The following is a 19,213-nucleotide window of genomic DNA, read 5'->3' on the forward strand; positions in this document are numbered from 1 at the left end:
CGTCAGGCCGCCGCTTTCGCCGCCTTCAGGGCCTCGACCAGCCGCTCGGGCTCGCGGGTCGACAGGTACAGGTACGGCGTCGGGTCCTCCGGGTCCGTGACCAGCACGCGCACCGCCCTCGGGATGTAGGCGCGCAGCAGCAGGAAGGCGCGGGTGTCGGCCTTGTGCGTGCGCCAGGCGCGGGCCTCCTCCGGGTCCAGGATCTCCGCCTCGCCCAGGGCGGAGAGCGGCACCTTCGCCTCGCCCGCGATCAGCGAGTCCCCCACGACGCGGATGCGGACCGCGCCGTACGAGCTGGCCGCCACCGCGGCCACCGCCGTTCCGCCGGCCAGGCCGCCCAGCATCGGCAGCGTGCCGAAGGGCAGCAGGATCAGGGCGAACGAGAGCCCCACCAGGAAGGACCCCAGCCACCAGGAGCGGGGCGCGGTGAGGCGTTCTTCGTACGGGGCGGTGGAGAGCTGCATGCACCAAGCTTGGCACGGTATCGGTGTTCGGCCGACGCGCGGGTAAGGTCTGCGCCTGTGAGTGGTACTTCCCCTGGTCTCCAGCCCCCCGCCGATGCCGTGAAACCCGTACGGCACCCCGACGCGCCCGCCCCCGGTGAGCCGCTCGGTGCCCACTACGGCCAGTGCTTCGGCTGCGGCGGCGACCAGCCCCACGGGCTGCACCTCGAGGCGCGCGCCGGTGAAGGCGTGTCGATCACCGCCGAGTTCACCGTGCGGCCCGCCCACCAGGGCGCCCCCGGCCTGGCGCACGGCGGCGTGCTGGCCACCGCGCTGGACGAGACCCTGGGCTCGCTGAACTGGCTCCTGCGCACGATCGCGGTGACCGGGCGGCTGGAGACCGACTTCCTGCGGCCGGTGCCCGTCGACACCACGCTGTACCTGGAGGCCGAGGTGACCGCGGTGGCCGGCCGGAAGATCTACTCCACCGCCACCGGCCGGATCGGTGGACCCGACGGCCCGGTGGCCGTCCGCGCCGACGCCCTCTTCGTCGAGGTCAAGGTCGAACACTTCGTGAACCACGGCCGCGAGGAGGAGATCCGCGCCGCCATGGACGACCCCGACCAGCTCCGCCGCGCCCGCGCCTTCGAGGTGAACCCGTGAGCCTCCCCGTCCCCGGACACCGTGAGCCCCGTCCGGACCTCGAGGTCCTGATCCGCCGCGTCGACCCCGACGTACCGCTCCCGGAGTACGCGCAGCCCGGTGACGCCGGCGCGGATCTGCGGACCACCGTCGACTGCGAACTCGCGCCCGGCGAACGAGCCGTACTGCCCACGGGCGTGTCTGTGGCGCTCCCGGAGGGGTACGCGGCCTTCGTGCACCCACGTTCCGGTCTCGCGGCCCGCTGCGGTGTCGCCCTCGTGAATGCCCCGGGGACGATTGATGCCGGGTACCGTGGGGAGATCAAGGTGATCGTGGTGAATCTCGATCCGCGCGAGAGCGTGCGGTTCGAGCGCTTCGACCGGATTGCCCAACTGGTCGTCCAGCAGGTCGAGAGGGTCCGCTTCCGGCAGGTCGCGGAGCTTCCCGACTCGGCGCGGGCCGAGGGGGGCTTCGGGTCCACCGGCGGCCATGCCGGGACGGACCGGGCAAGCGGCACAAGCGGTCAGGTCGCCGATGGTGGCCCGACGGGTGGGAATCGATACGCTTCGGTCGTATCCGACCGGGAAGGACAGTGACGTGTTCGGACGTCGCAAGAAGAGGGATGCCGCCGAGGACGCGGCCGGCGAGGCCGAGCAGGTCGTCGACAGCGTCGACACCGAGGCGGACGAAGAGCGCGAGCGCGTGCGGCTCGAGCCCGAACCGCGGCCCGACGGGCCCTGGGACAGCACCGAGGTCCGCGACCCCGCCGAGGGCCGGGTGGACCTGGGCGGTCTCTTCGTACCCGGGGTCGAGGGCATGGAGCTGCGGGTGGAGGTCGCGGGCGACGCGATCGTCGCCGCGACCGTCGTGCTGCGCGACAGCGCCATCCAGCTGCAGGGCTTCGCCGCGCCCAAGCGCGAGGGCATCTGGGGCGAGGTGCGTGAGGAGATCGCCTCCGGCATCACCCAGCAGGGTGGCATCATCGAGGAGGTCGAGGGCCCGCTGGGCTGGGAGCTGCGGGCGCAGGTCCCGGTGCAGCTGCCGGACGGCACGGGCGGCTTCCAGGTCGTGCGGTTCGTCGGTGTCGACGGGCCCCGCTGGTTCCTGCGCGGAGTGATCTCCGGCCAGGGCGCGGTGCAGCCGCAGGCCGCCGGGCTGCTGGAGCAGATCTTCCGGGACACGGTCGTGGTCCGCGGCGAGGGCCCGATGGCCCCGCGCGACCCGATCGTCCTCAAGCTCCCGAACGACGCGCAGATGGTCCCCGAGGGCGTCCAGCAGGAGGAGGGCTCCCGCTTCTCCGGCGGCATGGGCCAGCTCCAGCGCGGCCCGGAGATCACCGAGGTCCGGTAGGCGAGGACTCGGTACGGAATCCCGTACGTGACGCAGGGGCCGCATCCCGGGGTGCGGCCCCTGCGCCGTGCGGGCACGGGCGCCCCCCGGGGCAGGGAAGGCCGTTGAACCTTTCCGGGCTCCTCGCGATACTGGCGCCCGGTGCACGACGGGGGAGGGCTCATGAGCGGTGTGGTCACCGAGGCCATGGTGCGGGTGGAAGGCGTGCGCAAGGCGTACGGTCACGGCGCCGCCGCCGTACACGCCCTGCGCGGCGTCTCCTTCGAGGTGCCGCGCGGTGAGCTCGTCGCCCTGAAGGGGCGGTCGGGTTCGGGGAAGACCACGCTGCTCAACATCGTCGGCGGGCTGGACGCGGCCGACGCCGGGCGGGTCCAGGTCGACGGTCGCGAACTCGCGGACCTGGACGAGGGCGGGCTGCTGGCCCTGCGCCGGGACCGCGTCGGCTTCGTCTTCCAGTCCTTCGGGCTCATCCCGATCCTCACGGCCGCCGAGAACGTGGGCGTCCCGCTGCGACTGCGCCGGACCCCGCCGCGCGAACGCGAGGAGCGCGTCGCACTGCTCCTCTCCCTCGTCGGCCTCGCCGACCACGCCGCCCAGCGGCCCGGTGAGCTGTCCGGCGGGCAGCAGCAGCGGGTCGCCGTCGCCCGCGCCCTCGCCAACGACCCGGTGCTGCTGATCGCCGACGAGCCCACCGGTCAGCTGGACGCGGAGACCGGGCACGCCGTGATGGAGCTGCTGCGGGCCGTCGTACGCAGCGAACAGGTCACCGCCCTGGTGGCCACCCACGACGCCACCCTGCTGGACCTCGCCGACCGGGTGCTGGAACTCCGGGACGGGGAGATCGTCGGGGAGTGACACCGCGGGCGTCAGAGTTCCGTCAAAGAGCACCGGCGTCCCGTATCCCGACCTGATTTGTCGGGATTGCTGGCCGTAAGGTCGACGCTGCGCAGCCAGCGCTGACCGGAAGACAATGAGGCCATGGGACGCGGCAAGCTTCGGATCTACCTCGGTGCGGCACCGGGCGTCGGCAAGACGTACGCGATGCTGTCCGAGGCGCACCGCCGCATGGAGCGGGGCACGGACTGCGTCGTGGCCTTCGTGGAGCACCACGGAAGGTCGCGCACCGAGGTCCTGCTGCACGGCCTGGAGCAGGTACCGCGCCGGGAGCTGGTGCACCGCGGCGCCGTCTTCACCGAACTGGACCTCGACGCGGTGCTGGCACGTGCCCCCCGGGTCGCCCTGGTGGACGAACTGGCGCACACCAACGTCCCCGGCGCCCGCAACGCCAAGCGGTGGCAGGACGTGGAGGAGCTGCTGGCCGCGGGCATCGACGTGATCTCGACCGTCAACATCCAGCACCTGGAGTCACTCGGCGACGTCGTCGAGTCGATCACGGGCGTACGGCAGCAGGAGACCGTGCCGGACGAGGTCGTGCGGCGGGCCGACCAGATAGAACTCGTGGACATGTCGCCCCAGGCACTGCGCCGGCGCATGGCCCACGGCAACATCTACCAGCCGGACAAGGTCGACGCGGCCCTGTCCAACTACTTCCGCCCCGGCAACCTCACCGCCCTGCGCGAGCTGGCCCTCCTGTGGGTGGCGGACCGGGTCGACGAGTACCTCCAGCAGTACCGCAGCGAGCACCGCGTCTCGAAGATCTGGGGCTCGCGCGAGCGCATCGTGGTCGGTCTGACCGGCGGCCCCGAGGGGCGGACCCTGATACGCCGGGCCGCGCGCCTCGCGGAGAAGGGCGCCGGCGGCGAGGTGCTGGCCGTCTACATAGCCCGCAGCGACGGGCTCACCTCGGCCTCCCCGAAGGAACTGGCGGTGCAGCGCACCCTGGTCGAGGACCTCGGCGGCACCTTCCACCACGTGCTCGGCGACGACATCCCGGCCGCCCTGCTCGACTTCGCACGCGGCAGCAACGCCACCCAGATCGTCCTCGGCTCCTCACGCCGCAAGGCCTGGCAGTACGTCTTCGGCCCCGGCGTCGGTGCGACGGTGGCCCGCGAGTCCGGCCCCGACCTGGACGTCCACATCGTCACGCACGAGGAGGTCGCCAAGGGCCGCGGACTGCCCGTGGCCAGAGGCGCACGGCTCGGCCGCTCCCGGATCGTCTGGGGCTGGTTCACGGGACTCGGCGGACCGGTCCTGCTGACACTGCTGCTGAACACCGTCCACCTGGGCCTCGCCAACGACGTCCTGCTCTACCTGGCACTGACCGTGGCCGCCGCTCTGCTCGGCGGCCTCTACCCGGCACTCGCCTCGGCCGCGGTCGGCTCCCTCCTGCTCAACTGGTTCTTCACGCCCCCGGTCAACCGGATCACCATCGCCGACCCCCGGAACATGCTTGCGCTCGCCATATTCGTGGGCGTCGCGCTCTCCGTGGCCTCCGTCGTCGACGTCGCCGCCCGCCGCACCCACCAGGCCGCCCGCCTGCGCGCCGAGTCGGAGATCCTCTCCTTCCTGGCCGGCGACGTCCTGCGCGGCGAGACCAGCCTGGAGACCCTGCTGGAACGGGTCCGCGAGACCTTCGGCATGGAGTCCGCCGCCCTGCTGGAACGGGAGGGCGACGTGGAGCCCTGGACCTGCGCCGGCCGCGCCGGTACGGGCCCGCCGGTGCGGCGCCCGGAGGACGCCGACGTGGACATGCCCATCGGGGACCACATGGCCCTCGCGCTCACCGGCCGCGTGCTGCCCGCCGAGGACCGCCGGGTGCTGGCCGCGTTCGCCGTCCAGGCCGCCGTCGTCCTGGACCGGCGGCGCCTGCTGGAGGAGGCAGACCGGGCCCGCGCGCTGGCCGAGGGCAACCGCATCCGCACGGCGCTGCTGGCCGCCGTCAGCCATGACCTGCGTACGCCGCTCGCCGGGATCAAGGCGGCGGTCACCAGCCTCAGGTCGGACGACGTGGCGTGGTCCGAGGAGGACCGGGCCGAACTCCTGGAGGGCATCGAGGAGGGCGCCGACCGCCTCGACCACCTCGTCGGGAACCTGCTCGACATGTCCCGCCTCCAGACCGGCACGGTCACGCCGCTGATCCGCGAGATCGACGTCGACGAGGTCGTGCCGATGGCACTCGGCGGGGTGCCCGAGGGAAGCGTCGAGCTGGACGTGCCCGAGACGCTGCCCATGGTCGCCGTCGACGCCGGGCTGCTGGAGCGGGCGATGGCCAACCTGATCGAGAACGCCGTCAAGTACAGCCCCGCCGGCCGGACCGTCCTGGTCGCCGCCAGCGCCCTGGCGGACCGCGTCGAGGTGCGGGTCGTCGACCGGGGGCCGGGCGTGCCGGACGACGCCAAGGAACGCATCTTCGAGCCCTTCCAGCGGTACGGCGACGCCCCGCGCGGCGCCGGGGTGGGCCTCGGCCTGGCCGTGGCCCGGGGCTTCGCCGAGGCGATGGCCGGCACCCTGAACGCCGAGGACACCCCCGGCGGGGGCCTCACCATGGTCCTCACCCTCCGCGCGGCGGGCTCACCCGCCGGTACTCCCCCCTTCGCGACCGCGGACAGCGCGACAGCAGAAAGGCAGGCCGCCCGATGACCCGGGTGCTCGTGATCGACGACGAACCGCAGATCGTGCGGGCCCTCGTGATCAACCTCAAGGCCCGGCACTACGAGGTCGACGCCGCCCACGACGGCGCCACCGCCCTCCAGCTCGCCGCCGCCCGCCACCCCGACGTGGTCGTGCTGGACCTGGGCCTGCCCGACATGGACGGCGTCGAGGTGATCCGGGGCCTGCGCGGCTGGACCCGGGTGCCGATCCTGGTGCTGTCCGCCCGGCACTCCTCCGACGAGAAGGTCGAGGCGCTCGACGCGGGCGCCGACGACTACGTCACCAAGCCCTTCGGCATGGACGAACTGCTCGCCCGCCTCCGCGCCGCCGTCCGCCGGGCCGAGCCCGTCCCGGGCGGCGAGGACGGCGTGATCGTCGACACCGCGGAGTTCACCGTCGACCTGGCCGCGAAGAAGGTCAACCGGGACGGCAAGGACGTACGGCTGACGCCCACCGAGTGGCACCTGCTGGAGGTGCTGGTGCGCAACACCGGCCGCCTGGTCAGCCAGAAGCAGCTGCTCCAGGAGGTGTGGGGGCCGTCGTACGGGACGGAGACCAACTACCTGCGCGTCTACATGGCGCAGCTGCGCCGCAAGCTGGAGACGGACCCGGCCCACCCGCGCCACTTCATCACGGAGCCGGGCATGGGGTACCGCTTCGAGAAGTGAGCGGGCGGTGAGCGAAAAGTGAGCCTCGCGATACCGGCGCCGAGAGGGGTGCATGGCTGTCGGTCCGCCCCGGTACGCTTCTGATATGAGTGCTGCTCCGCGTTCCGACAAGCCGGTGGGCCGGTTCCGGCGCATGTTCGACCGGCTCTCCTCGTCGCAGGAGGACCTGGAGTCCGAGGAACTGCGCGAGGACGCCGACACCGCCGGCTGCACCCGCATCGGGGACTGCCAGGACCGTCAGATCGTCTCGGTAACTGGTACCTTGCGCACGGTCACCCTGCGACCGCGCGCGGGCGTCCCGGCCCTGGAGGCCGAGCTGTTCGACGGCTCCGCCGCGCTGGACGTGGTGTGGCTGGGCAGACGCTCCATCGTGGGCATAGAGCCGGGGCGCAAGCTCATCGCATCGGGCCGGATCTCCATGAGCCGGGGCCGCCGGGTGCTCTTCAACCCGAAATACGAACTGAGACCCCTCGGACGGGAGTAGCCGGTGACGTCGCTCGACAAGCCGACGGAAGACACCCAGGACACGGAAGCCGACGACGCACGGGCGGTCACCGAGGCCGCGCTGTTCGAGGCGTTCGGCGGCGTGCGGGGCATGGTCGAGACGGTGCTGCCGGGCCTGCTCTTCGTCACCATCTTCACGCTCAACAACGACCTGCACATGTCGGCGATCGCGGCGCTGGCCGTGTCGCTGGTGCTGGTCGTGGTCCGGCTGGCGATGAAGGACACCGTCAAGCACGCCTTCAGCGGCGTCTTCGGCGTCGCCTTCGGCGTGGTCTTCGCGATGATGACCGACAACGCCAAGAACTTCTACCTGCCGGGCATGCTCTACACCCTGGGCCTGGCCCTGGCGTACATCGTCACCTCGCTGGCCGGCGTGCCGCTGATCGGCCTGATCCTCGGCCCGGTCTTCAAGGAGAACCTCTCCTGGCGCACCCGGAACCCGGGCCGCAAGAAGGCCTACACCAAGGCCAGCTACGCCTGGGGCTTCATCCTGCTCGCCAAGTCGGCGATCCTCTTCCCGCTGTACTGGTGGGCGGACACCGAGCAGCTCGGCTGGGTCCTGGTCACCCTGAAGATCCCGCCCTTCCTGCTCGCCGTCTGGCTGACCTGGGTCTTCCTCGCGAAGGCACCGGCGCCCATCGACGTGTTCGCGGAGATGGAGGCGGCGGAGCAGGCCGAGAAGGAGCGGAAGGAACGCGAGAAGGCCGAGCGCGAGGCACGGGGCGAGGACGCCCTGGACCCGGCGCCCGGCGGCAGGCACCGCAAGGGCTGACGGCACCGCGAGGACCGACGGCACCGCGAGGACCGACGGATTCCGGAGCGTGGCGGCATACGACGGTGGGGGCGCCCGGAGTTCTCCGGGCGCCCCCACCGTCGTGTCGCGGGCCCCGCGGCCCCGCGCCGGCTCAGCGCGCCGTACTGCCCTTCCGCGCCGACAGCAGGTCCTCGAGCTGCTCCTCGCGGGCCTGCGCCGCCACGAACAGCAGCTCGTCGCCGGCCTCCAGGGAGTCCTCCCGGGACGGCGTCAGCACCCGGGTGCCGCGGATGATCGTGACCAGCGAGGTGTCCTCGGGCCACTCCACGTCGCCCACCTGGGTGCCGGCCAGGGCCGACTCCTCCGGCAGGGTCAGCTCCACCAGGTTGGCGTCGCCGTGGCTGAAGCGCAGCAGCCGGACCAGGTCGCCGACGCTCACCGCCTCCTCCACCAGGGCCGACATCAGCCGCGGCGTGGAGACGGCGACGTCCACGCCCCAGGACTCGTTGAACAGCCACTCGTTCTTCGGGTTGTTCACCCGGGCGACGACGCGCGGAACGCCGTACTCCGTCTTGGCCAGCAGGGAGACGACCAGGTTGACCTTGTCGTCGCCCGTCGCGGCGATGACGACGTTGCAGCGCTGGAGCGCCGCCTCGTCCAGGGACGTGATCTCGCACGCGTCCGCGAGCAGCCACTCCGCCATCGGCACCCGCTCGACCGAGATCGCGGTCGGCGCCTTGTCGATCAGCAGGACCTCGTGGCCGTTCTCCAGCAGCTCGCCCGCGATCGAACGGCCGACCGCGCCGGCTCCGGCAATGGCGACCCTCATCAGTGACCGCCCTCCTCTTCGGGACCCTTGGCGAACGCCGCCTCGACCTTGTGGACCTCGTCGGTGCGCATCATCACGTGCACCAGGTCACCCTCCTGCAACACCGTCTGCGACGACGGCAGGATCGCCTCCCCGAGCCGGGTGAGGAAGGCCACCCGCACCCCGGTCTCGTCCTGGAGCCGGCTGATCTTGTGGCCGACCCAGGACGCCGAGGTGTGCACCTCCGCGAGCTGGACGCCGCCGGTGGGATCGCGCCACAGCGGCTCGGCGCCCGAGGGGAGCAGCCGGCGCAGCATCTGGTCGGCCGTCCAGCGGACGGTGGCGACGGTGGGGATGCCCAGGCGCTGGTAGACCTCGGCGCGGCGGGGGTCGTAGATGCGGGCGGCGACGTTCTCCACGCCGAACATCTCGCGCGCCACCCGGGCGGCGATGATGTTCGAGTTGTCGCCGCTGGAGACGGCGGCGAAGGCGCCCGCCTCCTCGATGCCGGCCTCCCGCAGGGTGTCCTGGTCGAAGCCGATGCCGGTGACCCTGCGGCCGCCGAACGTGGAACCGAGACGGCGGAAGGCGGTGGGGTCCTGGTCGACCACGGCGACCGTGTGCCCCTGCTGCTCCAGGTTCTGCGCGAGGGCCGAGCCCACGCGCCCGCAGCCCATGATGACGATGTGCATCGCCTCACACCCCGCTCTCTGCGGGCCCGCCGGCCTCTGTGGATGTCCTGCTCATGTCTCTCTTTCGGCTCGCCTGGCGACACGTCGCGGCCGGTGTGCGGGCCGCAGGGGAACATCATGCCGGTGAGCACCGACCCTGACGCCTCTCGGGGCCCCGGGAAGTCCGGAACCCGAGCGGAAGCCGGATTTCCCCATCGTCCGCCCCCAACGTAGCGGCAAGCCTCCGGGGGCCGCAGGGGCCGTCTCACCCTCCGGCCGAGGACCTCCGCCGGCCGATGCTGCGGATGCTGGCAAGAGTCAGGATTCCGAGGCCGACGAGCGTGGCGCCGCCGCCGATCAGCTCTGCGCTCAGGTCGCTCAGACGCATGGGACCTCCAGGGGGGCGGTGCAACAGCGGGGGAGCGGTCGGCAATCGGGCAGTGTTCCTCATACAGGCAGACATTCAGGCACGCCGACCGCACGACCTGCGGAATCCGCAGCCCTACCGGCCCCCGAGTTCACCCGTAGAGCAGAGGGCGGGTCGCTCGGGGGTGGCGGGTGGGCGGGCGCCCGTTCGAAGGCTTACGATCCTCTGTTGTGTCCAAACTGACCGACGTGCCCAAACGGATTCTGATCGGGCGCGCACTGCGCAGTGACCGGCTGGGGGAAACGCTCCTGCCGAAGCGCATCGCCCTCCCCGTCTTCGCCTCCGACCCGCTGTCCTCCGTGGCGTACGCGCCCGGCGAGGTCCTGCTGGTGCTGTCCATCGCGGGCGTGTCGGCGTACCACTTCAGCCCCTGGATCGCGGTCGCGGTCGTGGTGCTGATGTTCACCGTGGTCGCCTCCTACCGGCAGAACGTGCACGCCTACCCGAGCGGCGGCGGCGACTACGAGGTGGCGAACACCAACCTCGGTCCCAAGGCCGGTCTGACGGTCGCCAGCGCCCTGCTGGTCGACTACGTCCTGACCGTCGCCGTCTCCATCTCCTCCGGCATCGAGAACCTCGGCTCCGCGATCCCCTTCGTGGTCGAGCACAAGGTCCTCTGCGCCGTCGCCGTCATCCTGCTGCTGACCCTGATGAACCTGCGCGGCGTCAAGGAGTCGGGCACGCTCTTCGCCATCCCGACGTACGTCTTCGTCGCGGGCGTCTTCATCATGATCGCGTGGGGTGCCTTCCGCGGCCTGGTCCTGGACGACACCATGCGCGCCCCCACCGCCGACTACGAGATCAAACCGGAACACGGCGGCCTGGCCGGCTTCGCCCTGGTCTTCCTCCTGCTGCGCGCCTTCTCCTCCGGCTGCGCCGCGCTCACCGGCGTCGAGGCGATCTCCAACGGCGTCCCGGCCTTCCGCAGGCCCAAGTCGAAGAACGCGGGCAACACCCTCGCGATGATGGGCCTGCTCGCCGTCACCATGTTCTGCGGCATCATCGCGCTGGCCGCCGCCACCGACGTCCGCATGTCGGAGAACCCGGCCAAGGACCTCTTCCACGACGGCGTCCCGCTCGGCGCGGACTACGTCCAGCACCCGGTGATCTCGCAGGTTGCCGAGGCGGTCTTCGGCGAGGGCAGCTTCCTGTTCATCGTCCTGGCCGCCGCCACCGCGCTCGTGCTCTTCCTGGCCGCCAACACCGCGTACAACGGCTTCCCGCTGCTCGGCTCGATCCTCGCCCAGGACCGCTACCTCCCCCGCCAGCTGCACACCCGCGGCGACCGCCTGGCCTTCTCCAACGGCATCGTGCTCCTGGCCGGCGCGGCGATGCTCCTGGTCTTCGTCTACGGCGCCGACTCCACCCGCCTGATCCAGCTCTACATCGTCGGCGTCTTCGTCTCCTTCACGCTCAGCCAGATCGGCATGGTCCGCCACTGGAACCGCCACCTGGCCGCGGAGAAGGACCCGGCCGCCCGCCGCCGCATGATCCGCTCCCGCGCGATCAACGCGTTCGGCGCCTTCTTCACGGGCCTGGTCCTGGTCGTCGTCCTGGCCACCAAGTTCACGCACGGCGCCTGGGTCGCCCTGCTCGGCATGTGCATCTTCTTCGCGACGATGACGGCCATCCGCAAGCACTACGACCGCGTCGCCGAGGAGATCGCCGCCCCCGAGGACCCCGAGGCGGCCCAGAGCGACGACATGGTGCGCCCCTCCCGCGTCCACTCGGTGGTCCTGATCTCCAAGATCCACCGCCCGACCCTGCGCGCCCTCGCCTACGCCAAGCTGATGCGCTCCGACACCCTGGAGGCGCTCAGCGTCAACGTCGACCCGGCCGAGACCAAGGCCCTGCGCGACGAGTGGGAGCGGCGCGGCATCGCCGTACCGCTGAAGGTCCTCGACTCGCCCTACCGGGAGATCACGCGTCCGGTCATCGAGTACGTCAAGAGCCTGCGCAAGGAATCCCCGCGCGACGCGGTCTCGGTCATCATCCCCGAGTACGTGGTCGGACACTGGTACGAGCACCTGCTCCACAACCAGAGCGCCCTGCGCCTCAAGGGACGCCTGCTCTTCACCCCCGGCGTGATGGTCACCTCGGTCCCGTACCAGCTCCAGTCCTCCGAGGCGGCCAAGCGGCGCGCCCGCAAGCGGCAGGACTGGAACGCGCCGGGTGCGGTGCGGCGCGGACCGGCGCAGTCCGACCGGGCGAAGGAGTCCTCCTCGTCGTCGTAGACTGGACGGCTGTTGTCCTTCGGCGTACGTCTTCCGGCGTGCGTCCCCGTGCCGTCCCGTTCTCTGGAGTCACCCCGCCATGCACGCAGAACCGAAGAAATCGCAGGCGGAGTCCCCGGCGGTCTCGCTGGTCGGTGAGGAGTACGAGGTCGAGATCGGCCCCGTCGCCCACGGCGGCCACTGCATCGCCCGCACGTCCGAGGGCCAGGTGCTCTTCGTCCGGCACGCGCTGCCCGGCGAGCGGGTCGTGGCCCGCGTCACGGAGGGCGAGGAGGGGGCCCGCTTCCTGCGTGCCGACGCCGTCGAGATCCTGGACGCCTCCAAGGACCGCATCGAGGCGCCCTGCCCCTTCGCCGGTCCCGGCCGCTGCGGCGGCTGCGACTGGCAGCACGCCAAGCCGGGTGCCCAGCGCCGGCTGAAGGGCGAGGTCGTCGCCGAGCAGCTGAAGCGCCTCGCCGGCCTCACTCCCGAGGAGGCCGGCTGGGACGGCACGGTGATGCCGGCCGAGGGCGACAAGGTGCCCGCCGGCCAGGTTCCGTCGTGGCGCACCCGGGTCCAGTACGCCGTCGACGCCGAGGGGCGCGCGGGCCTGCGCAAGCACCGCTCGCACGAGGTCCAGCCGATCGACCACTGCATGATCGCCGCGGAGGGCGTCAGCGAGCTGGGCATCGAGCAGCGGGACTGGACGGGCATGGAGTCCATCGAGGCGATCGCGGCGACCGGCTCCCAGGACCGGCAGGTCATCCTGACCCCGCGGCCGGGCGCGAGGCTCCCCATCGTCGAGCTGGACCGCCCGGTCTCGGTGATGCGGGTCGAGGAGAAGGACGGCGGCGTCCACCGCGTCCACGGCCGCCCCTTCGTCCGCGAGCGCGCCGACGACCGCACCTACCGGGTGGGCAGCGGCGGCTTCTGGCAGGTCCACCCGAAGGCCGCCGACACCCTGGTCAAGGCGGTCATGCAGGGCCTGCTCCCGCGCAAGGGCGACATGGCCCTCGACCTGTACTGCGGGGTCGGCCTCTTCGCCGGCGCCCTGGCCGACCGGGTCGGCGACAAGGGCGCCGTCCTCGGCATCGAGTCCGGCAAGCGCGCGGTCGAGGACGCCCGGCACAACCTCGCCGGCTTCGACCGGGTGCGGATCGAGCAGGGCAAGGTGGAGTCGGTCCTGCCGCGCACGGGCATCGACGAGGTCGACCTCATCGTCCTGGACCCGCCGCGCGCGGGGGCGGGACGCAAGACGGTGCAGCACCTGTCGTCGCTGGGGGCACGGAGGATCGCGTACGTGGCGTGCGACCCGGCGGCGCTGGCGCGGGATCTGGGGTACTTCCGGGACGGGGGGTACCGGGTGCGGACGCTGCGGGTGTTCGATCTGTTTCCGATGACGCACCATGTGGAGTGCGTGGCGATTCTGGAGCCTGCGCAGAAGGGCTCCTGACCGGCGTCTTCGGGCATCGCGGCACCGTCTGCGGTCCTGGTCGCGGCCACGTCGGAACCTTGTACGCATGCCGGGCCCGGAGGCAGTGGAAGCCGCCGCCGGAAGCACCGCGGCGGAGCATGCGACCGCGAGGGCCGCCGCCGTCACGGCGGCGACCCTCGCGGGCATCGGCGATCTCCGTGTGGCAGGGCCTGTCAGGTGCGGGTCCAGCGCTGGTTGCTGCCGTTCGAGCAGGAGTAGAGCTGGATCAGGGTGCCGTTGGCGGTGCCGGCTCCGACGGCGTCGAGGCAGAGGCCTGACTGGACGCCGACGATGGATCCGTCGGAGTTGAGGCGCCACTTCTGGTTGTCGCCGCCCCAGCAGCTGTAGATCTGGACCTTGGCGCCGTTGCCGGTGCCGGCGGCGTCCAGACACTTGTCGCCGTAGACCCGGAGTTCACCCGCGGCGGTGTACGTCCACTGCTGGTTGCTGTTGCTGTGGCAGTCCCACAGCTGGAGCTGGGTGCCGTCGGTGGTGCCGGCGTTGGGCACGTCCAGGCAGCGGCCCGAGCCGACGCCCTTGATCTGCCCGCCGTCCGCGGGGGGCTCCGTGGAGCCGCCGCCGTTGAGTGCGTTGAGGACGGAGGTGTAGGCCGACTTCTTGCTGCCGTCGTTGTTGAACAGCAGCGGCGTCTGCTCCGATCGCCAGGAGTCGCTGTCGCGCACACCCCAGACGGTGACGCCGAGGCAGCGCGAGACGGCCAGGCAGTCGTTGACCACGTTGGCGTAGGTCGTGGGCGAGGCGCCCTGGATGTCGAGTTCGGTGACGGCCACGTCGACGCCGAGCGCGGCGAAGTTCTGCAGGGTGGTGCGGAAGTTGCTGTCGTACGGGCTGCCGCTGTTGAAGTGCGACTGGAAGCCGACACAGTCGATCGGCACGCCGCGCTGCTTGAAGTCCCGCACCATGTTGTACATGGCCTGGGTCTTGGCCCAAGTCCAGTTCTCGACGTTGTAGTCGTTGTAGCAGAGCTTGGCGGACGGGTCGGCGGCGCGCGCGGTGCGGAAGGCGACCTCGATCCAGTCGTTGCCGGTGCGCTGCAGGTTGGAGTCCCGCCGGGCTCCCGAACTGCCGTCGGCGAAGGCCTCGTTCACCACGTCCCACTGCGCGATCTTGCCCTTGTAGTGGGCCATCACGCCGTTGATGTGGTCGATCATCGCCTGGCGCAGTGCGCTGCCGCTGAGGCTCTGCATCCAGCCCGGCTGCTGGGAGTGCCAGGCGAGGGTGTGACCGCGCACCTCCTTGCCGTTCTGCACCGCCCAGTTGTAGACGCGGTCGGCGGCGGTGAAGTTGAACTGGCCCCGCTGCGGTTCGGTGGCGTCGATCTTCATCTCGTTCTCGGCCGTCACCGAGTTGAACTCACGGTTGGCGATCGACGTGTAGGTCGAGTCGCCCAGCTTGCCCGAGGCGATGGCGACGCCGAAGTAGCGGCCGCTCTGCGCCGCCGCCGCGCCGAGCGTGCTCTCGGCGGCGTGTGCGGTCGGCGGGGTGACCAGCGCGGTGGCCGTACCGGTGGCGCCGACGACCAGCGCCAACAGCAGGCCGCGGATCTTCCGGCGGACAGAGGATCTGGGAAGGGCGTACGAGCCCATTGCTGTGCCTCCAAAGTGGACGTCACGGAAGGGACTGGAGCGAGGAGGATTGCGTCGTCCGCTCCCCTTCGGCAGGCGGACGGATGGACGGGGCGGGCCGGGGCCCGTGCGGCACGGATTGCCCGAGGCTGGGGCGGTTCGGGATATCGAGCTGGGCCGGCTTTCCAGACAGGAATGATCGAGGCGTTGATGATGCATCGTCAATCCTTGGCGCAGAAAAAGTTTCTGTTTGCCGGTCGAAACTTTCGATGGCGGCTGAGGTGGGGAGTGCACCCGCAGTGTCGCTGTCAGTGGGGGCCGTGGGGCGAGGTTGCTGGGTCGCGTGTCAGGCGATGGTGGACGGGTGCGCGACGTTTCGTGACTGGATCGGCGCGAATCTTTCGATGGCGGTGGCGACGCGTGCGAGGGGTATTGACGCCGTTCGTCGACTCCCTATCATTCGGGTTGCTCGACACTTCGTATTGTGTTCGATATTTCGAACCTTTGGATCGCTCCATCGCGCAGCAGGGCGACTCAGGGGTGTGCCACCCGAACGCGGAGCCGTAAGGGGTCGTGTCGTATGCATGTCCTGCGCATGTGCGCATGTCATGACCCCGCCAATTCCCAGCCGGTGCTCTCTTCGTCTCGAGGTTGAGGAAGTTCCCATGCACAGAGGAAGTCTGAGCCGCAGGCATCCGTCTGCGGTGCTCGCCGCCGTGCTCGCGGCCCTGGCCGCGTTGGCGGCACTGCTCGTCGCCACCGCGCCGGCCCAGGCGGCCACCAGTGGCGCCTTGCGCGGTGTCGGTTCGAACCGGTGTCTCGATGTGCTGGGCGCCGACCGGACCAACGGCACGTACCTGCAGATCCACGACTGCTGGGGCGGGACGAACCAGCAGTGGACGCTGACGGACGCCGACCAGTTGACCGTCTACGGTGACAAGTGCCTGGACGTTCCGGGCCACGCCACCACGGCCGGTACCCGGGTGCAGATATGGAGTTGCAGCGGTGCCGCGAACCAGCGGTGGCGGGTCAATTCCGACGGCACGGTCGTCGGCGTGGAGTCCGGGCTGTGCCTGGATGTGAAGGACGGCGGCACGGCCAACGGCACGGCGGTGCAGCTGTGGACGTGCAACGGCGGCAGCAACCAGAAGTGGACCGGCCTGTCCGGGACGCCCCCGACGGACGGCCCGTGTTCCCTGCCGTCGACGTACCGGTGGTCGTCGACGGGCGTGCTGGCGCAGCCGGCGAACGGGTGGGCCGCGGTGAAGGACTTCACCACCGTGACGCACAACGGCAAGCACCTGGTCTACGCGTCCAACTTCTCGGGGTCGTCGTACGGCTCGATGATGTTCAGCCCCTTCACCGACTGGTCGGACATGGCGTCGGCCGGCCAGAACGCGATGAGCCAGGCCACGGTGGCGCCCACGCTGTTCTACTTCGCGCCCAAGAACATCTGGGTGCTGGCGTACCAGTGGGGTTCGTGGCCCTTCATCTACCGCACGTCGAGCGATCCCACCGACCCCAACGGCTGGTCCTCCCCGCAGCCGCTGTTCACCGGGAGCATCTCCGGCTCCGACACCGGCCCGATCGACCAGACGCTGATCGCCGACGGCCAGAACATGTACCTGTTCTTCGCCGGTGACAACGGCAAGATCTACCGGGCGAGCATGCCGATCGGGAACTTCCCGGGCAACTTCGGATCGTCGTACACGACGATCATGAGCGACACGAAGGCCAACCTGTTCGAGGGCGTGCAGGTCTACAAGGTCCAGGGCCAGAACCAGTACCTCATGATCGTCGAGGCGATGGGCGCGAACGGGCGCTACTTCCGTTCCTTCACTGCCTCCAGCCTGAACGGGACGTGGACCCCGCAGGCCGCCACCGAGAGCAACCCCTTCGCGGGCAAGGCCAACAGCGGTGCCACGTGGACCAACGACATCAGCCACGGTGACCTGGTGCGCGACAACCCCGACCAGACCATGACCATCGACCCCTGCAACCTGCAGTTCCTCTACCAGGGCAAGGATCCTGACGCGGGCGGCGAATACAACCGACTGCCGTGGCGGCCGGGCGTCCTCACCCTGCAACGCTGACCTTCCCGATTCACGGCGACCGTGATGTGGCGCGGTCCGCAGACGGGTGGGCGGGCGGTTCGCGGCGGGGGCGGTCCCGCCTGCCGACCGGCACCACCGCATCGAGGAACCCCAGCCGTGCGACGGCCGGGGTTCCTCTCACCTCTCGGCGCGGGCCCGAGGGAGCGCCACTCGGAGCGGTTCGTGGCCGGGCAGCGGCGGACCCGGCACGGCGATCGATCGTGGCGGCCCTCGAACCAGGGGTCCGGGAAACCGCACCCTTGCCGGCAACGGCCGACAGGGATGGTCGCGTCAGCCGCACCGCTCCCGGCGCCGGAAGGGGGACCGTGCCCAGGACGCTCCGGAAACCGGTCGGCCGGCGCGGAGCCGGAGAGCGCGAGTCGGCGTCCTTGGTAGCAAGTGTCCACCACGGAGGGGTAACCCGATGGATCAGCGAACGTCCGACCGCGACACCGACGTGACCACCGAGTTCGAGAGGGATGTCGTCAAGCTGTTGCTGGAGACGATGCGCGCGGTGGCCAAGCAGGAACGGCAGGATGTCGGCACGGAAGGCCTGTTGTACGCGCTCGTGTCGGGTGACTGGGCCGCGGGTTCGGCGATCGCCCCCGGAATGAAGGCTTCTGGCACACTCGGCGGCTCGATCGCGAGCCGGGGGACGGCTGTGTGGATCAGCGCGGACGCCGGCGACGGCGCGGTGGGGAGCCCGGACGACGAGCGGGAGATCGACGCCCTCTGGCGGGAGGTCCGGCAGGAGGAGGCCAAGAGGCTTCGCTGGAAGAACCGCAAGGAGGAGGGGCAGGAGAGCTTCGAACTCCCGCCGATGACCGGCGCGTTGCGCACCGTTCTGCGCAAGGCGCTGGAGGCGGCGCGGGAAGAGGGCACCGTTTCCGTACGCGTCCGCCACGTGGCGCGCGCACTGATCGAGCTGCCCGATACGCGTGCCCGGGAGGCCATGGTGGTGGAGAAGCTGGACGTCTCGGCCGCCTCCACCGCGCTCCAGGCGCTGCGGGGGAGCGACGAAGCAGTGGAACCCGGTTCGGTGTTGATGATGCGCAAGGCGGGGACGTTCGGGAAGAGCGGTAATCCACTGACCCGGAAGTTCATCGCCTGGGCGTTCGGGGGCGGCGCCGGGTTCGGTTCCGCGGTCGTCGGCGCGGTGCGCACGGAGGCGCATAGGGGTGCGGTGCGGCGCGGGGCGCCGGAGACGGAAGCGGTCGATGTGCTGCTCGGGATCCTGGCGCTGGACCGGTCGTTGACCGTCGCGGACCGTGCGTTGCCCGAGGAGCTGGCGGGAGCGAACCGGGGGGCGGAACTCCTGCGCCGACACGGCGCACGTCAGGGCGCTGTCGCCCGAGTGCTGCTTCCCTCCACCGGGGTCGCGCAGGAGGTGCCCCCGGAGGTCGACGGCTCCGCCGACTTCGAGCGCCGGCTCCTGCACGTCACGCAGTTCACCGCCTCCGCTCAGGGCTCTCCGACGGTCGGCACGACTCATCTGCTGGCGGCCCTGCTGGACGAGGTCGGGACGGACGCGGAGTCCGCGGCGGAGGTCGAGCGTGTGCTGACGGAGAGCGGGGTGGACGTGGACGGGCTGCGGGCGGAGCCGGAGCTCCGGGTCCCCGGAGGGGCGGAACGAGGAGTCTGAGACCGCGGCGGTCGACCAACGCGTACGGCGAGCGCGACTGTCGGGAGCGCCATGTTCCGGCGGGCACTCGCCGTCGCGGACCTCGGCGGCCGGGACGGCGACGACCGGGGGCAGTCCGGTCGCGTCCGCCATGACGTGTGCTCGGTACCGGGTCCGTCCTGGGGGTACCGGGACCAGGCTCCCGGCCGTTCGGTCGCCTGGCCGGGAACATCCAGCACATGGCGTTCGTGGTCCGGAGTCTCAGCAGGTGAAGGGGCCTGTTCGCGACCGGGGCACCACTGCGCACGGCCTGCGGGGAGCCAGTGACGGACCCGCGCGGGCCGCCACGTTTCCCGGGCGACGGGTGGTGTCCAGTAGGTGCCGGGTGCCGGGTGCCGGGTGCCGGG

Annotated in this window: 17 protein-coding genes; 12 read left to right on the plus strand and 5 right to left on the minus strand. The window is 71.1% G+C overall.

Annotation, left to right across the window (positions count from 1 at the left end):
• Positions 1–2: 2 nt before the first annotated feature.
• A complete protein-coding gene (locus tag ACLIN4_RS26620; protein WP_100047205.1) occupies positions 3–464 on the minus strand; it encodes a DUF3093 domain-containing protein in 462 nt (153 codons plus the stop codon).
• A gap of 57 nt (positions 465–521) precedes the next feature.
• Between ACLIN4_RS26620 and ACLIN4_RS26625 the strand changes: the two genes are divergently transcribed.
• From ACLIN4_RS26625 to ACLIN4_RS26660, 8 genes are all read left to right on the plus strand, one after another.
• Entirely contained in the window at positions 522–1,106 is a 585-nt protein-coding gene (locus ACLIN4_RS26625) for a PaaI family thioesterase (RefSeq protein WP_107475917.1), read from the plus strand.
• Positions 1,103–1,681, plus strand: a complete 579-nt coding sequence (gene dut / locus ACLIN4_RS26630) for a dUTP diphosphatase (protein WP_100047207.1) — start codon at positions 1,103–1,105, stop codon at positions 1,679–1,681. Before ACLIN4_RS26625 ends, dut begins: the two co-directional genes overlap by 4 nt.
• A gap of 1 nt (position 1,682) precedes the next feature.
• A complete protein-coding gene (locus ACLIN4_RS26635) occupies positions 1,683–2,435 on the plus strand; it encodes a DUF3710 domain-containing protein (RefSeq protein WP_100047208.1) in 753 nt (250 codons plus the stop codon).
• Between the two features lie 162 nt (positions 2,436–2,597).
• Positions 2,598–3,290, plus strand: a complete 693-nt coding sequence (locus ACLIN4_RS26640; RefSeq protein WP_381913290.1) for an ABC transporter ATP-binding protein — start codon at positions 2,598–2,600, stop codon at positions 3,288–3,290.
• A 123-nt stretch (positions 3,291–3,413) separates the two neighbouring features.
• Positions 3,414–5,975, plus strand: coding sequence for a sensor histidine kinase (locus tag ACLIN4_RS26645; protein WP_307651999.1), 2,562 nt, complete (start codon positions 3,414–3,416; stop codon positions 5,973–5,975).
• Entirely contained in the window at positions 5,972–6,655 is a 684-nt protein-coding gene (locus tag ACLIN4_RS26650) for a response regulator (protein ID WP_100047210.1), read from the plus strand. The genes ACLIN4_RS26645 and ACLIN4_RS26650 overlap by 4 nt, the downstream gene beginning before the upstream one ends.
• An 85-nt stretch (positions 6,656–6,740) precedes the next feature.
• The gene (locus ACLIN4_RS26655; RefSeq protein WP_071528847.1) at positions 6,741–7,139 is read left to right on the plus strand and encodes an OB-fold nucleic acid binding domain-containing protein; all 399 of its coding nucleotides are present in this window, start codon (positions 6,741–6,743) and stop codon (positions 7,137–7,139) included.
• Positions 7,140–7,142: 3 nt separating this feature from the next.
• Positions 7,143–7,931 (plus strand): DUF3159 domain-containing protein, encoded by a 789-nt coding sequence (locus ACLIN4_RS26660; RefSeq protein WP_100047211.1) that lies wholly within the window; start codon positions 7,143–7,145, stop codon positions 7,929–7,931.
• Between the two features lie 133 nt (positions 7,932–8,064).
• Here ACLIN4_RS26660 and ACLIN4_RS26665 read toward each other — a convergent pair whose 3' ends face one another.
• The 3 genes from ACLIN4_RS26665 to ACLIN4_RS26675 form a co-directional block, all read right to left on the minus strand.
• Positions 8,065–8,742 (minus strand): potassium channel family protein, encoded by a 678-nt coding sequence (locus ACLIN4_RS26665; RefSeq protein WP_100047212.1) that lies wholly within the window; start codon positions 8,740–8,742, stop codon positions 8,065–8,067.
• Positions 8,742–9,413 carry a potassium channel family protein gene (locus ACLIN4_RS26670; RefSeq protein WP_043378948.1) on the minus strand — a complete coding sequence of 224 codons (672 nt, stop codon included), beginning with the start codon at positions 9,411–9,413 and terminating at the stop codon, positions 8,742–8,744. Before ACLIN4_RS26670 ends, ACLIN4_RS26665 begins: the two co-directional genes overlap by 1 nt.
• A 244-nt stretch (positions 9,414–9,657) precedes the next feature.
• Positions 9,658–9,780, minus strand: coding sequence for a hypothetical protein (locus ACLIN4_RS26675; RefSeq protein WP_257003187.1), 123 nt, complete (start codon positions 9,778–9,780; stop codon positions 9,658–9,660).
• A 209-nt stretch (positions 9,781–9,989) separates the two neighbouring features.
• On the opposite strand from ACLIN4_RS26675, the gene ACLIN4_RS26680 reads away from it, so the two are divergent.
• Complete coding sequence (locus ACLIN4_RS26680) at positions 9,990–12,053, plus strand: APC family permease (RefSeq protein ID WP_364904508.1); 2,064 nt, start codon at positions 9,990–9,992, stop codon at positions 12,051–12,053.
• A gap of 79 nt (positions 12,054–12,132) precedes the next feature.
• Positions 12,133–13,485 (plus strand): class I SAM-dependent RNA methyltransferase, encoded by a 1,353-nt coding sequence (locus tag ACLIN4_RS26685; RefSeq protein ID WP_107475914.1) that lies wholly within the window; start codon positions 12,133–12,135, stop codon positions 13,483–13,485.
• 194 nt (positions 13,486–13,679) lie between these two features.
• Here the strand turns inward: ACLIN4_RS26685 and ACLIN4_RS26690 are convergent, their stop codons facing one another.
• Positions 13,680–15,113 carry an endo-1,4-beta-xylanase gene (locus tag ACLIN4_RS26690; RefSeq protein ID WP_411576299.1) on the minus strand — a complete coding sequence of 478 codons (1,434 nt, stop codon included), beginning with the start codon at positions 15,111–15,113 and terminating at the stop codon, positions 13,680–13,682.
• Positions 15,114–15,757: 644 nt separating this feature from the next.
• On the opposite strand from ACLIN4_RS26690, the gene ACLIN4_RS26695 reads away from it, so the two are divergent.
• Together ACLIN4_RS26695 and ACLIN4_RS26700 are read left to right on the plus strand one after the other, a co-directional pair.
• The gene (locus ACLIN4_RS26695; RefSeq protein ID WP_411576300.1) at positions 15,758–17,185 is read left to right on the plus strand and encodes a non-reducing end alpha-L-arabinofuranosidase family hydrolase; all 1,428 of its coding nucleotides are present in this window, start codon (positions 15,758–15,760) and stop codon (positions 17,183–17,185) included.
• A gap of 424 nt (positions 17,186–17,609) precedes the next feature.
• On the plus strand, positions 17,610–18,827 hold the full coding sequence (locus ACLIN4_RS26700; RefSeq protein ID WP_290012375.1) for a Clp protease N-terminal domain-containing protein: 1,218 nt from the start codon (positions 17,610–17,612) through the stop codon (positions 18,825–18,827).
• The last annotated feature ends 386 nt before the right edge of the window (positions 18,828–19,213 follow it).

Origin of the sequence: Streptomyces mutabilis (assembly GCF_046628145.1) — a bacterium.
Classification (GTDB): domain Bacteria; phylum Actinomycetota; class Actinomycetes; order Streptomycetales; family Streptomycetaceae; genus Streptomyces; species Streptomyces mutabilis.